Below are 14,145 nucleotides of genomic sequence, written 5' to 3'. Positions count from 1 at the left end.
TCCCCAGCGTCTGACACACTTGACGACAACCGCGAGAACGGAGGAGCCCATGAACGCGACTCTGACCAGTCCTGAACTCACTCGGGCTGATCGATGCGACCGGTGCGGCGCAGCCGCTCGGGTACGCGCCACACTGCCCTCCGGAGCCGAACTTCTCTTCTGCCAGCACCACGCCAACGAACACGAGGCCAAGCTGATCGAGCTGGCCGCCGTGATTCAGGTCAGTGCGTCGACTGAGGCGTAACCGGGAACCAGACGCAACACGCCCGGCTGCGCCGATTGTGCGATAGCAGCGCTTGTCAGGAATGCTGGGTTGGTCATGAGTGACCAGATCCCCAAAGCCTCCCGTCATCACCTGCTGCGTATTGCACGGCGGACCTTGACGAAGAGCTGGGACGACTCGATCTTCGCCGAGTCGGCGCAGGCGGGCTTCTGGTCGGTGTTGTCGCTGCCGCCGTTGCTGCTGGGAATGTTGGGCAGTCTGTCCTACGTGGCGCCACTATTCGGACCGGACACTCTGGCGACCATCCAGGACCGGCTGATCGGCATGGCCAGCAGCTTCTTCTCCAAGAACGTCGTGGTGGAGATCATCGAGCCGACCGTGCGCGACATCGTGGCCAACGCCAGAGGCGAGGTGGTCTCGCTGGGTTTTGTGATCTCGCTGTGGGCCGGGTCTTCGGCAATCTCGGCCTTTGTCGATTCGGTGGTCGAGGCCCACGATCAGACCCCACTGCGGCATCCGGTGCGACAACGCTTCTTCGCCCTGGGTCTGTATGTCGCGATGCTGATGATCGCGGTGGCGACTGCGCCTCTGGCGGCGCTGGGACCGCATGCGGTGGCCGAGCGCCTCCCGGCGCAGTGGACAGATGTATTGCGGTTCGGCTATTACCCGGCCCTCGTGCTGGGCCTGTGGCTGGCCGTGACCGTCCTCTACCGGGTGTCGCTGCCCAAGCCACTGCCGTCACACCGCCTGGTGTTCGGCGCCCTGCTGGCCACCACGGTGTTCGTGGTGGCGACTATGGGGCTGCGGATCTACCTGCGCTACATCACCAGTACCGGCTACACCTACGGTGCGTTGGCAACGCCGATCGCTTTCCTACTGTTCGCGTTCCTGCTCGGATTCGCCATCATGCTGGGTGCTGAGCTGAATGCCGCCGTCCAAGAGGAATGGCCGGCGCAGTCCACGCATCTGCACCAGTTGCGGACCTGGGTGGTCTCGCGGGCCGGTCAGGCCGGCGATAACACCGATACGGTCAAGCCTGTTTGAGGGTCGCGTAGATCCGCTTGCAGTCCGGGCAGACCGGCGAGCCCGGCTTGGCCGACTTGGTGACGGGAAAGACCTCCCCGCACAGCGCCACCACGTGCGTACCCATGACCGCGCTCTCGGCGATCTTGTCCTTCTTGACGTAGTGGAAGTGCTTCGGGGTGTCGCCATCGTTCCCGTCGTCGACGCGTTCCTCGGAATCGGTGCGCTCAAGGGTGTCGGTCTCTGTGCCCATGGTCACCATTGTGCCCAGAACCGGAGGTGATCCAAAACCCCTCGTGCCATCGAAGCAGGCATGTGGGACAGTGGAGTGATGAGGCACGGCCCGGAGCTGGGGTTCGACGACGAGGGTCGGCCGGTCTTGATCACCGCGGCCGCTCCGTCCTTCGAACAACAGCACCGCGAGCGGGTACGCAAGTATCTGACACTGATGGCGTTTCGGGTGCCTGCGCTGATTCTTGCTGCGATCGCCTACGGGATGTGGCACAACGGTCTGATCTCGGTCCTGATCCTGGTCGCCTCGATACCGCTGCCATGGATGGCGGTGCTGATCGCCAACGATCGGCCGCCGCGTAGCGCCGAGGAACCCCGCCGTTACGAAGCGGCCCCCACTCGCACTCCCCTGTTCCCCACCGGCACCAGGCCCGCCCTGGAAAGGCCGAAGCACCCGGAATCCCCCAAATCGGGCGGTGAGACCGGCGGCGAAGCGCCGTACGGTACAGGTTCTTAGCACATTCTCAAAGTCATCGCCGTATTTCCGCACGTCAGGTGGTGTGGAAATGCGATCGGCCGGGAACTCTGCACCCGTGTTCCGCGTTAACACGTGTGACAGCTGAAGCCGATCAACGGGAGGCCCGCAATGGCAAAGGCAGACGCCACCACCAGCCGGATCGACGGTGACCTGGACTCACAGAGCCCAGCCGCCGACTTGGTGCGTGTGTACCTCAACGGTATCGGCAAGACGGCCTTGCTCAACGCCGCCGACGAGGTGGAGCTCGCCAAGCGGATCGAAGCCGGCTTGTACGCTCAGCACCTACTCGACACCCGCAAGCGCTTCGGCGAGAAGCGCAAACGTGAATTGGCGGAGGTGGTACGCGACGGTGAAGCCGCCCGCCGGCACCTGCTCGAGGCAAACCTTCGCCTGGTGGTTTCACTGGCCAAGCGCTACACCGGCCGCGGCATGCCCTTGCTGGATCTGATTCAGGAGGGCAATCTCGGACTGATCCGCGCCATGGAGAAGTTCGACTATGCCAAGGGCTTCAAATTCTCCACCTACGCAACCTGGTGGATTCGCCAGGCGATCACTCGCGGCATGGCAGACCAGAGCCGCACCATCAGGCTTCCTGTCCACCTGGTCGAGCAGGTCAACAAGCTGGCACGGATCAAGCGTGAGATGCACCAGCAGCTGGGGCGCGAAGCCACTGATGAAGAGTTGGCCGCAGAGTCAGGTATCCCAGCGGAGAAGATCAGCGATCTGTTGGAGCACAGCCGTGACCCGGTCAGCCTCGACATGCCGGTCGGCTCCGACGAGGAGGCGCCCTTGGGCGACTTCATCGAGGACTCTGAGGCGATGTCCGCGGAGAACGCGGTGATCTCCGAGCTGCTGCACACCGATATCCGCAGTGTGTTGGCAACCCTGGACGAGCGTGAGCACCAGGTGATCCGCCTGCGATTCGGCCTGGATGACGGCCAGCCGCGCACGTTGGACCAGATCGGCAAGCTGTTCGGCCTGTCCCGGGAGCGGGTCCGCCAGATCGAACGCGAGGTCATGGCCAAGCTGCGCCACGGCGAGCGCGCCGATCGGCTGCGCTCCTACGCCAGCTGACCCGGCCCAGGGCCGCCAGTTCCGCTCCGGCGGGCCGCCGATCTCGGTGGCCCGCCGGAGTTGCGTCGTCCGTACGTCGCTCTCACCGTGTCCTTGGCTTGCGAAGTAGACTCAGCTGCGACGGAAGGTGCCGAATGAATGACTTGGTTGATACCACCGAGATGTACCTCAGGACGATCTACGACCTTGAGGAAGAGGGTGTCACCCCGCTGCGGGCGCGGATAGCCGAGCGGCTGGAACAAAGTGGCCCAACTGTCAGCCAGACGGTATCTCGGATGGAGCGCGACGGCCTGTTGAAGGTGGCCGGCGACCGGCACCTGGAACTCACCGAAAAGGGACGCACGCTGGCGGTCTCGGTGATGCGCAAGCATCGGCTGGCCGAGCGCCTGCTGGTCGACGTTATCGGCCTGCCCCTCGAAGAAGTGCACGCTGAGGCCTGCCGCTGGGAACACGTGATGAGCGAAGACGTCGAACGGCGCCTGGTTCAGGTTCTCGACAACCCGACGACGTCGCCTTTCGGCAACCCCATTCCTGGTCTGCCCGACCTCGGCTTCGGCGCGGACGCCGGCGGCTGGGATTCCGATCTGGTACGGCTGACGGAGTTGCCGGCCGGCTCCCCCGTCGCGGTCGTCGTTCGCCAGCTGACCGAACACGTCCAGGGCGACATCGACCTGATCACCCGGCTCAAGGAGGCCGGTGTGGTGCCCAACGCCCGGGTGACCGTGCAGGCCGACGGTGATGACGGCGTAACCATCGTGATTCCCGGACACGCTGACGTGAGCCTGCCCTACGAAATGGCGCACGCGGTGAAGGTCCAGAAGGTGTGAACACGCCGCCTCACCCGGCCCGTCGCCCCAGCCCCTGACTCTGCCGCCCAGGTAGTCGAACCCCCATCTGCTGCGCCAGCCGATACCCGGTGTCGGCCAGCCCACGGATCCGTTCGGGCCGCAGCCCCGACTGCAACGCGGTGTCGAGTAGGCCGGCCATCCGATGCTCCGGCCTGCCGCGCAATGCGGCCTCCAGCGCTACGCCGGCCAGCGGACCGTCGCCACGCGCGTAGGCGCTGAACGCCAGCAGGACGAGCGCCTCTTCCCGCCACGGCGGTGGCAGGGCCCGGGCAAGTTCCGACCAGAGCATTTCAGCTGCCACAGCATGTTCTCCTATCGCTAACGCGCACAACGTGTCCCGGACGTATACGTCGGTCAACGAGCATCCGATCCAGGCCAGCTCGATGTCCGTCGGTTCGCGTCCGTCGACAAGCGCGCCGACGGCGGCCAGCGCCTGCTCAACGTCGCGGCGGGCCCGATCGCGGGTGTCCGTGCCCTCAGACCGGCGATGCGCCACGGCATCGTCGATCACCGCGGCCACCGCGGCGCAACGCGCGGCTTCGCCCGGGGCGATCACCGCCTGCAGATCCGCCCGGCGGGCATAGAGTCGCCTGCCCTCCAGCACTGCGGCGGCCGCCAGCGGTGACGCGTCCGGGTCATCGACCCGACCGCCCGCACCGCACCCGTCTGCGCATTGCCACCGTCCTCCGGCGGCGATCCGGTCAACCACGTGGGCGCTCAGCAGCATGATGTCGCGCGCTGACAACTCCTCGCACAGTGCGGCGACCAGCCGACGGTGTTGGTCGTTGCAGACCGGACAGCGCGCACCCTGGGCGTCGACGATCACCGCGATGGCCGCTGCCGGGGCGGCGGCCGCAGCCACCTCGGCAAGGCGCCCGGCGATGTCGACAAGCGCATCGGCAAGGTCGACCCGCAGTACCGAGCCCAGTTCACCGCCGTCGACCGCCACCAGGATCAGCGATTTCTCCGGGACGAAGCCCAAGATGGCCGGGAGTGCCGCGATGAGGGATCCTGGCCGATTGAGAGTGAATTCCGGTTGCGTGGTTGTCATGGCCACCACGTTGACCATCACCCCCGTCACCGAGAGCGCGCCTGGGCGTCCCCGACTGCCCGGCTGGGGATGAACCGGTGATTGTGAATAGACGGGCCTAGACCGTCAGAGGTCAATCACGACTGGTCCTCGGGGCCGTGAGCAACAGATCAAGATGTTGCCCTCGGCGGGCGGTTCCAGGGGCTGCGGATCGTATTCGACTGCCCCCGACAGCAAGGCCGTCTCGCAGTTATGGCACACCCCGGTACGGCACGACCACCGGGTGGAGATATCGCAGGCTTCGGCGAACTCGAGCAGGGTGGTGCTGGGTGGCCCCCAAGGCGCCGAGAGCCCACTGCGGGCGAAATGAATGTCGGGACCGGGACCGGGGACCCCCGCAGGAAGGTGTGGGGCGATCGGCGTCGCTGCGATGCCAGGTGTGAGAGATGCTGCAGCGCCGAAGATTTCGTAGTGCACCCGTGCGGGATCCAGCCCGGAAGCCACCAGGCCCGCTGTGACGTCGTTCATGAAACCCGCAGGTCCGCATAGATAGACGTCCGCGTCGCGTGGCAGACCAAGTCCGCTGATCGCTGAGACAGATAGCCGGCCCTGCTCGGTGAAGTCGACGCCATGTCGGTCTTGCGAAGTTGGACGACTGTAGAAGATGTGCGAATGACTGACCGGTAATTGCTCCAGCAGACGGCGACTCTCCGCGGCGAACGGGTGCTCGCGCCCATTGCGGGCGCCATACAACCACCAGGTCTCCCGCTTGGAGCCCGTCGCGACGAGCCGGTGCAGCATCGAAAGCACCGGAGTCGCCCCCACTCCGGCCGAGACCAAGATCAGTGGTGACGCCGCTTCGCCCAGGAAGAAGACGCCTCGGGGTGCAGCCACCTCGATGAGGTCGCCGGGGTGAGCGTGAGCGTGCAGGTGACTGCTGGCCAATCCATGCGGCTCAAGCTTGACGCTGATCCGGTAGTCCGCCGACCCGGGCCGGTTCGACAGCGAGTAGTTGCGGACCAGCACAGCATCGCTGCCCTGGATATGCAGCCGTACAGTGATCGACTGACCCGGAAGCCATTCCGGCAAGCGCGCGCCATCCGGGTCGGCCAACGAGATCGATCGAACGTGCCGGCTTTCGTCGTGGACCGCACTGACGCGTAGCCGCCGAAACCCAGCCCACGCCGGCGGCGGGGCAGCCGCAGTCGCCGTCAGACCGACGTTGCCTGCCGAACCCTTCTGCTGCTGAGGCCGATTCGACAGCGCCTGCAGGGACTGCTTCCAGCCGGGGCTGAGCGCCGGGATGCGCAGCGCCCGCCGCAGCACGTCACGGGGATGTCCGGGCAGGTAGAGCAATGCGTCGATCTCGGCCACTGAAATCTGCTCCGGCCCAGCGCTGACCTTGATGACTTCCTGGCCGGACTCCACTTCACCTTCCTCGATCACCCGGCAGTAGAACCCAGGCCGGCCATGTTCCACCATCAAGGCCGCCATCCGCGGTTCGCCGATGCGCATCCCGGCGCGATAGCAGGTGACCCGAGGCTGGGTCACTTCCAAGACTGCCTGCCCGATCTGGAATCGGTCACCGATGCATACCTGGTCATCGGGCAGTCCGTCGACGGTGAGGTTCTCCCCCAACAGTCCCGGCGCCAGATCCTGTCGATCAAGAACCCGAGCCCAGTGCTGATAGGAATCGACCTGGTACACCAGAACCGCACGGTTCTCCCCGCCGTGTCCGGCGAGGTCACCCTGGCCGTCGCCATCCACGTTGAGCCGACGAACCATCCGGGGTCCGGAAACCGGTTGCTTCCATGCGCCGGTATAGACGGTACGGCGGTTCCACGTGACATCACGCGGCATTCCGACGTTGACCGATGCCAGTATGGCCATCGCCCATCCTTTCGCCTGTCAACGACCTGCCGCGCGACCTCCGGCTACACCTGGTGAATGACGTTGGGCCACAATCTATCTACTCGGCCTGGTGCAGCATGCTGCGCAGCTCGGCGTTCTCGGCCTGCAGCTCGGCGAGCTGTTCGCGCAACGGAGCCAGATGTGCCTCCAGTTCCGCCACGGTGAACCGCGCCGGGATGTGTTGCGGGCAGTTCCAGTCATATGCCTCGACGGCGATCACGACTGCCCGCTCGATCACTGCGTCATAGGCGGGGTCGGACAGACTTGCTACCAGAGTCGGGTCCTGCTCCGCGGTGATGATGCGGGCGTGACCGTAGATCTTCAACCGCCGATGATGGGGATAGTCCATGACGATGAGAGCGACCCGACTCTCGCCGGTGGCGTTGCCGGTACTGATGTATTGGAGATTGCCGCGGAAATCCGCCCACCCGATGGTGTGATCGTCGATAACGCGGAGGAATCCGGTTAGTCCGCCACGAAATTGCACATACGGCCAGCCCGTTTCGCTGACCGTTGCCAGGTAGAAGCTGTCCCGCTCAGCAAGATAGGCCTTCTCCACGTCGGTGAGCGGGTCACTACCGGGTACGGCCGCACCCTGCACGCGCTTGCGCTCGTAGAAGGCGTTGCTGCCCTGGACACGCTGGACGCCGCGGACTGCCTCAGTGAAGGCGATGGTGCCGTAGTGCTTGCTCACCGGGGTACTCCTTCAGTCGCTACCGAAGTTATCCGCCGACCGGACGCTGCGTGAGAGAAAGCCGGTAGTCCGCATCCACGAACCAGATCACCTCAGCCCCAGGGTAGCTGCGGAAAGCGACCAGGAACTGTTAACAGTGTGTGTTCAAGATGCACAACCCCGCGAAGGGGCGTAATTGTCTGTGTCATGGATTCGAAGCGGGAATACGACATCATCGTGATCGGCTCAGGTCCAGGTGGCCAGAAGGCCGCAATCGCATCGGCCAAATTGGGTAAGTCGGTGGCGGTAGTCGAACGCGGCCGGATGATCGGCGGAGTCTGCGTCAACACCGGCACCATTCCCTCCAAGACGCTGCGCGAGGCGGTGATCTACCTCACCGGAATGAACCAGCGCGACCTCTACGGCGCCAGTTATCGGGTCAAAGACAAGATCACTCCGGCCGACCTGCTCGCACGCACCCAACATGTCATCGGAAAGGAGATCGAGGTGGTGCGCAGCCAGTTGATGCGCAACCGCGTCGACCTCCTCCTCGGCCACGGCCGATTCGTCAACCCGCACACGATCGTGGTCGACGGACACGGCGCCGAGACCACCACCCTCACGAGCGATTACATCGTTATCGCCACCGGAACCAAACCCGTCCGTCCCGCCGGTGTCACCTTCGATGAAGAAAGGGTGCTGGACTCCGACGGGATCCTCGACCTGCGCTTCATCCCGGCCTCGATGGTGGTCGTCGGCGCCGGCGTGATCGGGATCGAGTACGCCTCGATGTTCGCGGCCCTGGGCACCCGGGTAACAGTGGTGGAGAAGCGCGACTCGATGCTGGAGTTCTGCGATCCGGAAGTCGTTGAGGCGCTGCGCTTTCACCTGCGCGACCTTGCCGTCACCTTCCGGTTCGGCGAGGAGGTGACCGCCGTGGATGTCAGCCCGAACGGCACCGTGACCACCTTGGCCAGTGGCAAACAGATTCCGGCCGAGACAGTGATGTATTCGGCTGGGCGCCAAGGCCACACCGACCACCTCGATCTTGCCAAGGCCGGGCTGGCAACCGACCAGCGAGGACGCATTGTGGTTGACGAGACGTTTCAGACGTCGGTCAAGCACATCTACGCCGTCGGCGACGTGATCGGCTTTCCAGCGCTGGCGGCCACCTCGATGGAGCAGGGCCGACTGGCTGCCTACCACGCCTTCGGCGAGCCCACCGAGGGGATCACTGAGCTTCAGCCGATCGGGATCTACTCGATCCCCGAGGTGTCCTACGTCGGAGCTACCGAACTGGAATTGACCCGTAACGCCATCCCCTACGAGGTCGGAGTGGCCCGCTATCGGGAGTTGGCCCGCGGCCAGATCGCCGGCGACTCCTACGGGATGCTCAAGCTGTTGGTGTCAACGACCGACCTCAAGCTGCTCGGCGTGCATATCTTCGGAACCAACGCCACCGAGATGGTGCACATCGGCCAGGCCGTGATGGGGTGCGGCGGCAGCGTGGAATACCTGGTAGACGCGGTATTCAACTACCCGACCTTCTCCGAGGCCTATAAGAACGCCGCATTGGACGTGATGAATAAAATGCGCGCGCTGCAGCAATTCCGCAGCTGAGGTAGCCGCGGCGCCCTGTTCATCGCAGGGCGAACACGGCGGTGGCCGAGGAATGCGCGTACGAGCAGCTACGTTGTCCCACACATGCGCGCACCGCTTTTCGGTGCGGGCCCCAGTGGGGGAAACTAGACGATGCGATCTGCACTGCGATCTGCATGACGAGGAGGCGAACGCGATGGCCGACCACCCGGACAACGGACCCGATCGGGGCCGGCACTACCAGCCCGAGAAGAGCGGCATGTACGAGCTGGAGGTACCGGCGCCACAGCTGATGTCGGCGGACGGCGAGGGTCCGGTCTTGATCCACGCCCTGGAAGGTTTCTCCGATGCCGGTCACGCGATTCTGAGGTGAGCCCGCCGTAATGGTCCAGTCGTTGTGCGACTCTGATACCCGGTGTTCGGACAGGAAGAATCGGCAACGACATGGCAGCCAAGAAGCGCCGGCGGCATACGCCGGATCAGATCATCCGCAAGCTCGCCGAGGGCAACAAGCTCCTCGGGGCCGGCCAGGAGCTGGCCGAGGTGTGTCGGCACCTGGAGATCACCGAGTCGACGTGGCATCGCTGGGTGGCCCAGTACGGCGGCATGAAGGCCAGCGACGCCAAACGCCTCAAGGAACTCGAGGCCGAGAACGCCCGCCTGAAGAAGCTGGTCGCCAACCAGGCCCTCGACATCGACATGCTCAAGGAGATCTCGTCGGGAAACTTCTAGGCCCGAACCGCAAGCGCAGTGCCGTGGCGATGCTGCGTGAGCGGTTCGGGGTCTCTGAGCGTCGAGCCTGCACGGTGGTCGGCATCCACCGCTCCACGATGCGGTTGCAGCCGACACCGACCAGCGATGCCGAAGCCGAGCTGCGGGCCTGGCTGCGGACATTCTCCACCGACCGGCCCCGATGGGGCTGGCGACGCGCAGCCATCGCGGCACGGCGAGCAGGCTGGGCGGTCAACAACAAGCGCATCCGTCGCCTGTGGCGCGAGGAGGGCCTGCGGGTTCCGCAGCGCCGCAGGAAGAAACGGCTGACCGGCATCGGGACCGCGGTCGGGGCGATGTGCCCGATCCGGCCGAACGCGATCTGGGCGATGGACTTTCAGTTCGATACCACCGCCGATGGGCGCACACTCAAGATGCTCAACGTCATCGACGAGTTCACCCGCGAAGCCTTGGCGACCCACGTCGATCGGGCCATCAACGCCGACGGCGTGGTCGACGTTCTCGACCGCCTGGCCGCACAGCACGGGGCACCGCACTACGTGCGGTTCGACAACGGACCCGAGTTCGTCGCCCACGCCGTCAACGACTGGTGCCGGTTCAACGGCACCGGCTCATTGTTCATCGACCCCGGATCACCCTGGCAGAACGCCTGGATCGAATCCTTCAACGGCCGCCTGCGCGACGAACTGCTCAACTCGTGGCGCTTCGACTCGCTCCTGGAAGCCCAGGTGCTCATCGAAGACTGGAGGATCGACTACAACGCCAACCGGCCCCATTCGGCCCACCACGGACTCACCCCGACCGAGTTCGCCCTACAGTGGACCACGACCCACCAACCCCAAGCCGCATAGCGACTGGACCAGAAACCGGGTCCCCCTCAATTCGACTGGCGGCGGGGCACCTCAAGAGCACGCTGGACAGCGAACTGGTGGCATCGTTTGCGATCGACGATCTGCTGGATTATCGGTCACGGCGCCCGCTGATGACCTTCAAGGCCGACCACTTCACCCACTACGCCGAGCCGGAACTCAGTCTGCACGCTTTGCGCGACAGTGCCGGTACCCCGTTTCTGCTGCTCGCGGGGATGGAACCCGACCTGAAGTGGGAACGATTCATCACGGCGGTCCGGCTGTTGGCCGAGCAGCTTGGTGTGCGCCGCACCATTGGGTTGGGCACCATCCCGATGGCTGTTCCGCACACGCGGCCGGCGACACTCACCGCCCATTCCAACAATCGCGAGCTGATCAGCGAATTCACCCCGTGGATCACCGAAGTCCAGGTTCCGGGCAGCGCGTCCAACCTGCTGGAGTACCGGATGGCGCAACACGGGCACGAGGTGCTCGGGTTCACGGTGCATGTGCCGCATTACGTCGCCCAGACGGACTACCCGGAGGCCGCCGAGGCACTACTGAAGCAGGCCGCCCGGTCTGGTGCGTTGGAGTTCCCGTTGACCGAGCTCAGCGACGCCGCGGCCGAAGTTCGCGCAAAGATCGACCAGCAGGTTGAGGCAAGCGCCGAAGTCGCGCAGGTGGTGACGGCCCTGGAACATCAGTACGACGCGTTCGTGACTGCCCAGCAGAACCGTTCACTGCTGTCTCGCGACGAGGATCTGCCGAGCGCCGACGAGCTCGGGGCCGAGTTCGAGCGCTTCCTGGCCCAGGAGGCGAGAAAGAACCTCGACGGCGACGACTGACACCGCTCGCCCCAAGGCGTCATCCCGTCCGATATAGCGTGGCACTCAGGTGGTTCTGCGCAGGCTGGCCGACCGCCGCCATGTCCAGTGTGTAGGACAGTTCGTCGCCAACCAGGCGATAATGGCGGCTCAGCACGGTCACTTCTTTGGCCGTCGGCGTCAGGCCGATGGTGGGCGCCGACATCTGCAGTTCCACAGCGCCTCCGATCAACGCGTAGCTGCCGACTTCGATCTCGGTGATTCCGCTGGGGTGGGCGAGCACCCACTCGATCCGGCCTGGTGCAGGCACACGCAGGTAGCCGGCTTCGGCGTGCAGGGGAAGGCCATCGGTGGGCGACATGGTCTTCTGGCCGTACACCAGAAACGGCTTGCCGACGTGGGAGAAGACCACCTCTTCGAGGTAGTCAAATGACGGAATCGTGGGATACACCCCGGATCCCCGACCCGACCAGGTGCCCAGCAGCGGCGCCAGCTCCACCAGATTGGGATGCAACTCGGGTGCCATTCGGCCAGCGTAGTGCCCGATGTTGGCTCGGTCGGATCAGCCCGAGCTGGGCACCTGGCGATGCTCGCGCAGCGCCTCGATCTCACGCTCGAAATCGGCTGCCGACGAAAAGGACCGATAGACCGAAGCGAACCTCAGATAGGCGACCTCGTCGAGTTCGCGCAGCGGGCCCAGAATCGCCAGCCCGACCTCATGACTGGGGATCTCCGGCGAACCTGCGGACCGCACAGCGTCTTCCACCTGCTGCGCCAGCAGGTTCAGTGCGTCGTCGTCGACTTGGCGGCCCTGGCACGCCCGGCGCACCCCGCTGACGACCTTCTCACGGCTGAACGGCTCGGTGACGCCGCTGCGTTTGACCACCGCCAGTACCGCGGTCTCCACCGTGGAGAAACGACGGCCGCATTCGGGACACGATCGACGGCGGCGGATGGCCTGGCCCTCATCGGTCTCGCGGGAATCCACCACCCGGGAGTCCGGATGGCGACAAAACGGGCAGTGCATTGCCGCTCCTTCGCCGTGCCGGGAACCCGGGACCTCAGTCAGCTGAGGAACCGTGGCCCGCTGGGACATCTGCGAGCGTACCTGTGCGCGCACACGCCAGCGCCCCGCAGTGGCGGCAGACGGCGGTAGAGCCGACACCGCGCCCTCAGCCCAGCGGCGCGATCAGCGTCTGGCCGGCGTCCAGAGCGACCGACTCCAGGCCGTTGAGCTCACGAATGCGGTCGATCACCCGGGCCGTGGGAGCGTCCGGCGCGACCCGGGCCGCCAGGTGGGCCAGGCTCTCCCCGCTCTGGACACGCACCACGCCGAGTTGGTCGGGCACCGTGGCCGCGGCATCGGCCGCAGCTGCGCCGAACTGGGCGATCAGACCGAGCCACACGGTGATTGCGGCGGCGATCAAAGCGAGCACCACCGTCGTCGCTGGGGTGATCACCTGCACCGGTCGCGGACGGTGCGGCGCCCGCGACATGGCCACCGCGTACCCGCGGTGACGCAGCGGGGCGCCGCCGGGCCGCGGCCGGACCGGCCGTGCCGGACTCGTGCGGACAGGATGGGCGCGACCTGATGTCCGGGGACCACGGTGCACCCGCGGCTGGCCCTGCCCGGCCGGCTCGAACGTAGGAGCCATCGTGTCGATGAGCATCATGCGCGGTTCTCCCTCACTCGGCGTCGGCGACCCTGTTCGCTCGACTGTTCGAATACTAATCGATTGTATGTTCGATATCCGAACATGTGATCGATTCGTTGTCGAAAACATTAGCGAAGGGGTATGACAAGTCCCGGATCTCTTCGAACGCCCGCGCGACACGCCTCGAACACATGTTTGATTAATCGCAGATATGCGACTAGATTCGGGCGCATGAGTGACAGCACCAGTAATGCGGCGGGCCCGGATTCAGCACTGACTGCGCGGCAACGCACGATCCTGAACGTCATCCGTGCCTCGGTGAACGAGCGGGGATACCCGCCGAGCATCCGCGAGATCGGCGATGCTGTCGGATTGACCTCGACGTCGTCGGTGGCACACCAGCTACGGACGCTCGAGCGCAAAGGCTATCTACGCCGTGACCCCAACCGTCCCCGCGCTGTCGATGTTCGCAGCCAGGATGACGTGGCCGGCGCCACCGAAGCCGCGCAGCGGACAGAATTCGCCGGGTCGGACACCCTGCCAGAACCCACGTACGTTCCGGTTCTGGGCCGGATCGCCGCCGGTGGGCCGATCCTGGCCGAGGAGGCCGTCGAAGAGGTGTTTCCGCTCCCCCGTGAGCTGGTGGGCGAGGGTGAGCTGTTCCTGCTCAAGGTGGTCGGCGAATCCATGGTGGACGCCGCCATCTGCGACGGCGACTGGGTCGTGGTACGCCAGCAGAACGTCGCCGACAACGGCGACATCGTGGCCGCCATGATCGACGGCGAGGCCACCGTGAAGACCTTCAAGCGCACCGGCGGTCAGGTCTGGCTGATGCCGCACAACCCGATCTTCGACCCGATCCCCGGCAATGACGCAGTGGTGCTGGGCAAGGTTGTGACCGTCATCCGCAGGCTCTGACCGGTCGCGCCCCGCCCG

16 protein-coding genes and 1 pseudogene are annotated in these 14,145 nt (G+C 65.3%); 10 read left to right on the top strand and 7 right to left on the bottom strand.

Going from position 1 to position 14,145, the window contains the following annotated elements; translation table 11 throughout:
* The first annotated feature begins 49 nt into the window (after positions 1–49).
* Positions 50–244 (top strand): DUF7455 domain-containing protein, encoded by a 195-nt coding sequence (locus tag BST15_RS08255; RefSeq protein ID WP_046187920.1) that lies wholly within the window; start codon positions 50–52, stop codon positions 242–244.
* Positions 245–319: 75 nt separating this feature from the next.
* Positions 320–1,267, top strand: a complete 948-nt coding sequence (locus tag BST15_RS08250) for a YihY/virulence factor BrkB family protein (RefSeq protein WP_046187919.1) — start codon at positions 320–322, stop codon at positions 1,265–1,267.
* On the opposite strand, the gene BST15_RS08245 is transcribed toward BST15_RS08250, so the two are convergent.
* The gene (locus tag BST15_RS08245) at positions 1,254–1,499 is read right to left on the bottom strand and encodes a DUF3039 domain-containing protein (protein ID WP_046187981.1); all 246 of its coding nucleotides are present in this window, start codon (positions 1,497–1,499) and stop codon (positions 1,254–1,256) included. The two genes, BST15_RS08250 and BST15_RS08245, sit on opposite strands and share 14 nt — an antisense overlap.
* 60 nt (positions 1,500–1,559) lie before the next feature.
* On the opposite strand from BST15_RS08245, the gene BST15_RS08240 reads away from it, so the two are divergent.
* From BST15_RS08240 to BST15_RS08230, 3 genes are all read left to right on the top strand, one after another.
* Positions 1,560–1,994 carry a DUF3099 domain-containing protein gene (locus tag BST15_RS08240; protein WP_082104019.1) on the top strand — a complete coding sequence of 145 codons (435 nt, stop codon included), beginning with the start codon at positions 1,560–1,562 and terminating at the stop codon, positions 1,992–1,994.
* Between the two features lie 129 nt (positions 1,995–2,123).
* Positions 2,124–3,089, top strand: coding sequence for a sigma-70 family RNA polymerase sigma factor (locus BST15_RS08235; RefSeq protein WP_046187917.1), 966 nt, complete (start codon positions 2,124–2,126; stop codon positions 3,087–3,089).
* 134 nt (positions 3,090–3,223) lie between these two features.
* Positions 3,224–3,916: an iron-dependent transcriptional repressor DtxR gene (locus BST15_RS08230; RefSeq protein ID WP_046187916.1), complete on the top strand. Its 693-nt coding sequence runs from the start codon at positions 3,224–3,226 to the stop codon at positions 3,914–3,916.
* Between the two features lie 10 nt (positions 3,917–3,926).
* Here BST15_RS08230 and BST15_RS08225 read toward each other — a convergent pair whose 3' ends face one another.
* From BST15_RS08225 to BST15_RS08215, 3 genes are all read right to left on the bottom strand, one after another.
* Positions 3,927–4,988, bottom strand: coding sequence for a DUF4192 domain-containing protein (locus BST15_RS08225; protein ID WP_046187980.1), 1,062 nt, complete (start codon positions 4,986–4,988; stop codon positions 3,927–3,929).
* Positions 4,989–5,093: 105 nt separating this feature from the next.
* Positions 5,094–6,857: an MOSC and FAD-binding oxidoreductase domain-containing protein gene (locus BST15_RS08220; protein ID WP_046187915.1), complete on the bottom strand. Its 1,764-nt coding sequence runs from the start codon at positions 6,855–6,857 to the stop codon at positions 5,094–5,096.
* 79 nt (positions 6,858–6,936) lie between these two features.
* Positions 6,937–7,572, bottom strand: coding sequence for a pyridoxamine 5'-phosphate oxidase family protein (locus BST15_RS08215; protein ID WP_046187914.1), 636 nt, complete (start codon positions 7,570–7,572; stop codon positions 6,937–6,939).
* A gap of 186 nt (positions 7,573–7,758) precedes the next feature.
* On the opposite strand from BST15_RS08215, the gene sthA reads away from it, so the two are divergent.
* The 4 genes and pseudogenes from sthA (at position 7,759) to BST15_RS08200 (ending at position 11,575) form a co-directional block, all read left to right on the top strand.
* Positions 7,759–9,171 carry a Si-specific NAD(P)(+) transhydrogenase gene (sthA, locus tag BST15_RS08210; protein WP_046187913.1) on the top strand — a complete coding sequence of 471 codons (1,413 nt, stop codon included), beginning with the start codon at positions 7,759–7,761 and terminating at the stop codon, positions 9,169–9,171.
* A 175-nt stretch (positions 9,172–9,346) separates the two neighbouring features.
* Positions 9,347–9,514: pseudogene (locus tag BST15_RS21255) on the top strand (PAC2 family protein); the annotation flags it as partial.
* A gap of 80 nt (positions 9,515–9,594) precedes the next feature.
* Positions 9,595–10,733 (top strand): IS3 family transposase gene (locus BST15_RS08205; RefSeq protein WP_109370681.1). Its coding sequence is split into 2 segments (ribosomal slippage): positions 9,595–9,865 and positions 9,865–10,733, totalling 1,140 coding nucleotides; the frame shifts between segments, so codons are not numbered across the junction.
* Positions 10,625–11,575 (top strand): PAC2 family protein, encoded by a 951-nt coding sequence (locus BST15_RS08200; RefSeq protein ID WP_083070895.1) that lies wholly within the window; start codon positions 10,625–10,627, stop codon positions 11,573–11,575. Before BST15_RS08205 ends, BST15_RS08200 begins: the two co-directional genes overlap by 109 nt.
* Before the next feature lie 19 nt (positions 11,576–11,594).
* Here the strand turns inward: BST15_RS08200 and BST15_RS08195 are convergent, their stop codons facing one another.
* From BST15_RS08195 to BST15_RS08185, 3 genes are all read right to left on the bottom strand, one after another.
* Entirely contained in the window at positions 11,595–12,080 is a 486-nt protein-coding gene (locus BST15_RS08195) for a peroxynitrite isomerase (protein WP_046187910.1), read from the bottom strand.
* 36 nt (positions 12,081–12,116) lie between these two features.
* Positions 12,117–12,581, bottom strand: coding sequence for a transcriptional regulator NrdR (nrdR, locus tag BST15_RS08190; RefSeq protein WP_046187909.1), 465 nt, complete (start codon positions 12,579–12,581; stop codon positions 12,117–12,119).
* 145 nt (positions 12,582–12,726) lie between these two features.
* Complete coding sequence (locus BST15_RS08185) at positions 12,727–13,227, bottom strand: LysM peptidoglycan-binding domain-containing protein (RefSeq protein WP_046187908.1); 501 nt, start codon at positions 13,225–13,227, stop codon at positions 12,727–12,729.
* Between the two features lie 213 nt (positions 13,228–13,440).
* On the opposite strand from BST15_RS08185, the gene lexA reads away from it, so the two are divergent.
* The gene (gene lexA, locus BST15_RS08180; RefSeq protein WP_046187907.1) at positions 13,441–14,127 is read left to right on the top strand and encodes a transcriptional repressor LexA; all 687 of its coding nucleotides are present in this window, start codon (positions 13,441–13,443) and stop codon (positions 14,125–14,127) included.
* Positions 14,128–14,145: the final 18 nt, after the last annotated feature.

This window comes from Mycolicibacter arupensis (assembly GCF_002086515.1).
Lineage (GTDB): Bacteria > Actinomycetota > Actinomycetes > Mycobacteriales > Mycobacteriaceae > Mycobacterium > Mycobacterium arupense.
This window is presented reverse-complemented; position numbering and strand designations above follow the sequence as displayed.

What these genes read in the sequence shown, in the direction of transcription:
- BST15_RS08255 (WP_046187920.1), top strand. Translation starts at nt 50, where the DNA reads ATGAACGCGACTCTGACCAGTCCTGAACTCACTCGGGCTGATCGATGC.
- BST15_RS08235 (WP_046187917.1), top strand. Translation starts at nt 2,124, where the DNA reads ATGGCAAAGGCAGACGCCACCACCAGCCGGATCGACGGTGACCTGGAC.
- lexA (WP_046187907.1), top strand. Translation starts at nt 13,441, where the DNA reads ATGAGTGACAGCACCAGTAATGCGGCGGGCCCGGATTCAGCACTGACT.
- BST15_RS08195 (WP_046187910.1), bottom strand. Translation starts at nt 12,080, where the DNA reads ATGGCACCCGAGTTGCATCCCAATCTGGTGGAGCTGGCGCCGCTGCTG.
- BST15_RS08245 (WP_046187981.1), bottom strand. Translation starts at nt 1,499, where the DNA reads ATGGGCACAGAGACCGACACCCTTGAGCGCACCGATTCCGAGGAACGC.
- BST15_RS08185 (WP_046187908.1), bottom strand. Translation starts at nt 13,227, where the DNA reads ATGATGCTCATCGACACGATGGCTCCTACGTTCGAGCCGGCCGGGCAG.
- nrdR (WP_046187909.1), bottom strand. Translation starts at nt 12,581, where the DNA reads ATGCACTGCCCGTTTTGTCGCCATCCGGACTCCCGGGTGGTGGATTCC.
- sthA (WP_046187913.1), top strand. Translation starts at nt 7,759, where the DNA reads ATGGATTCGAAGCGGGAATACGACATCATCGTGATCGGCTCAGGTCCA.
- BST15_RS08220 (WP_046187915.1), bottom strand. Translation starts at nt 6,857, where the DNA reads ATGGCCATACTGGCATCGGTCAACGTCGGAATGCCGCGTGATGTCACG.
- BST15_RS08250 (WP_046187919.1), top strand. Translation starts at nt 320, where the DNA reads ATGAGTGACCAGATCCCCAAAGCCTCCCGTCATCACCTGCTGCGTATT.
- BST15_RS08225 (WP_046187980.1), bottom strand. Translation starts at nt 4,988, where the DNA reads ATGACAACCACGCAACCGGAATTCACTCTCAATCGGCCAGGATCCCTC.
- BST15_RS08240 (WP_082104019.1), top strand. Translation starts at nt 1,560, where the DNA reads ATGTGGGACAGTGGAGTGATGAGGCACGGCCCGGAGCTGGGGTTCGAC.
- BST15_RS08230 (WP_046187916.1), top strand. Translation starts at nt 3,224, where the DNA reads ATGAATGACTTGGTTGATACCACCGAGATGTACCTCAGGACGATCTAC.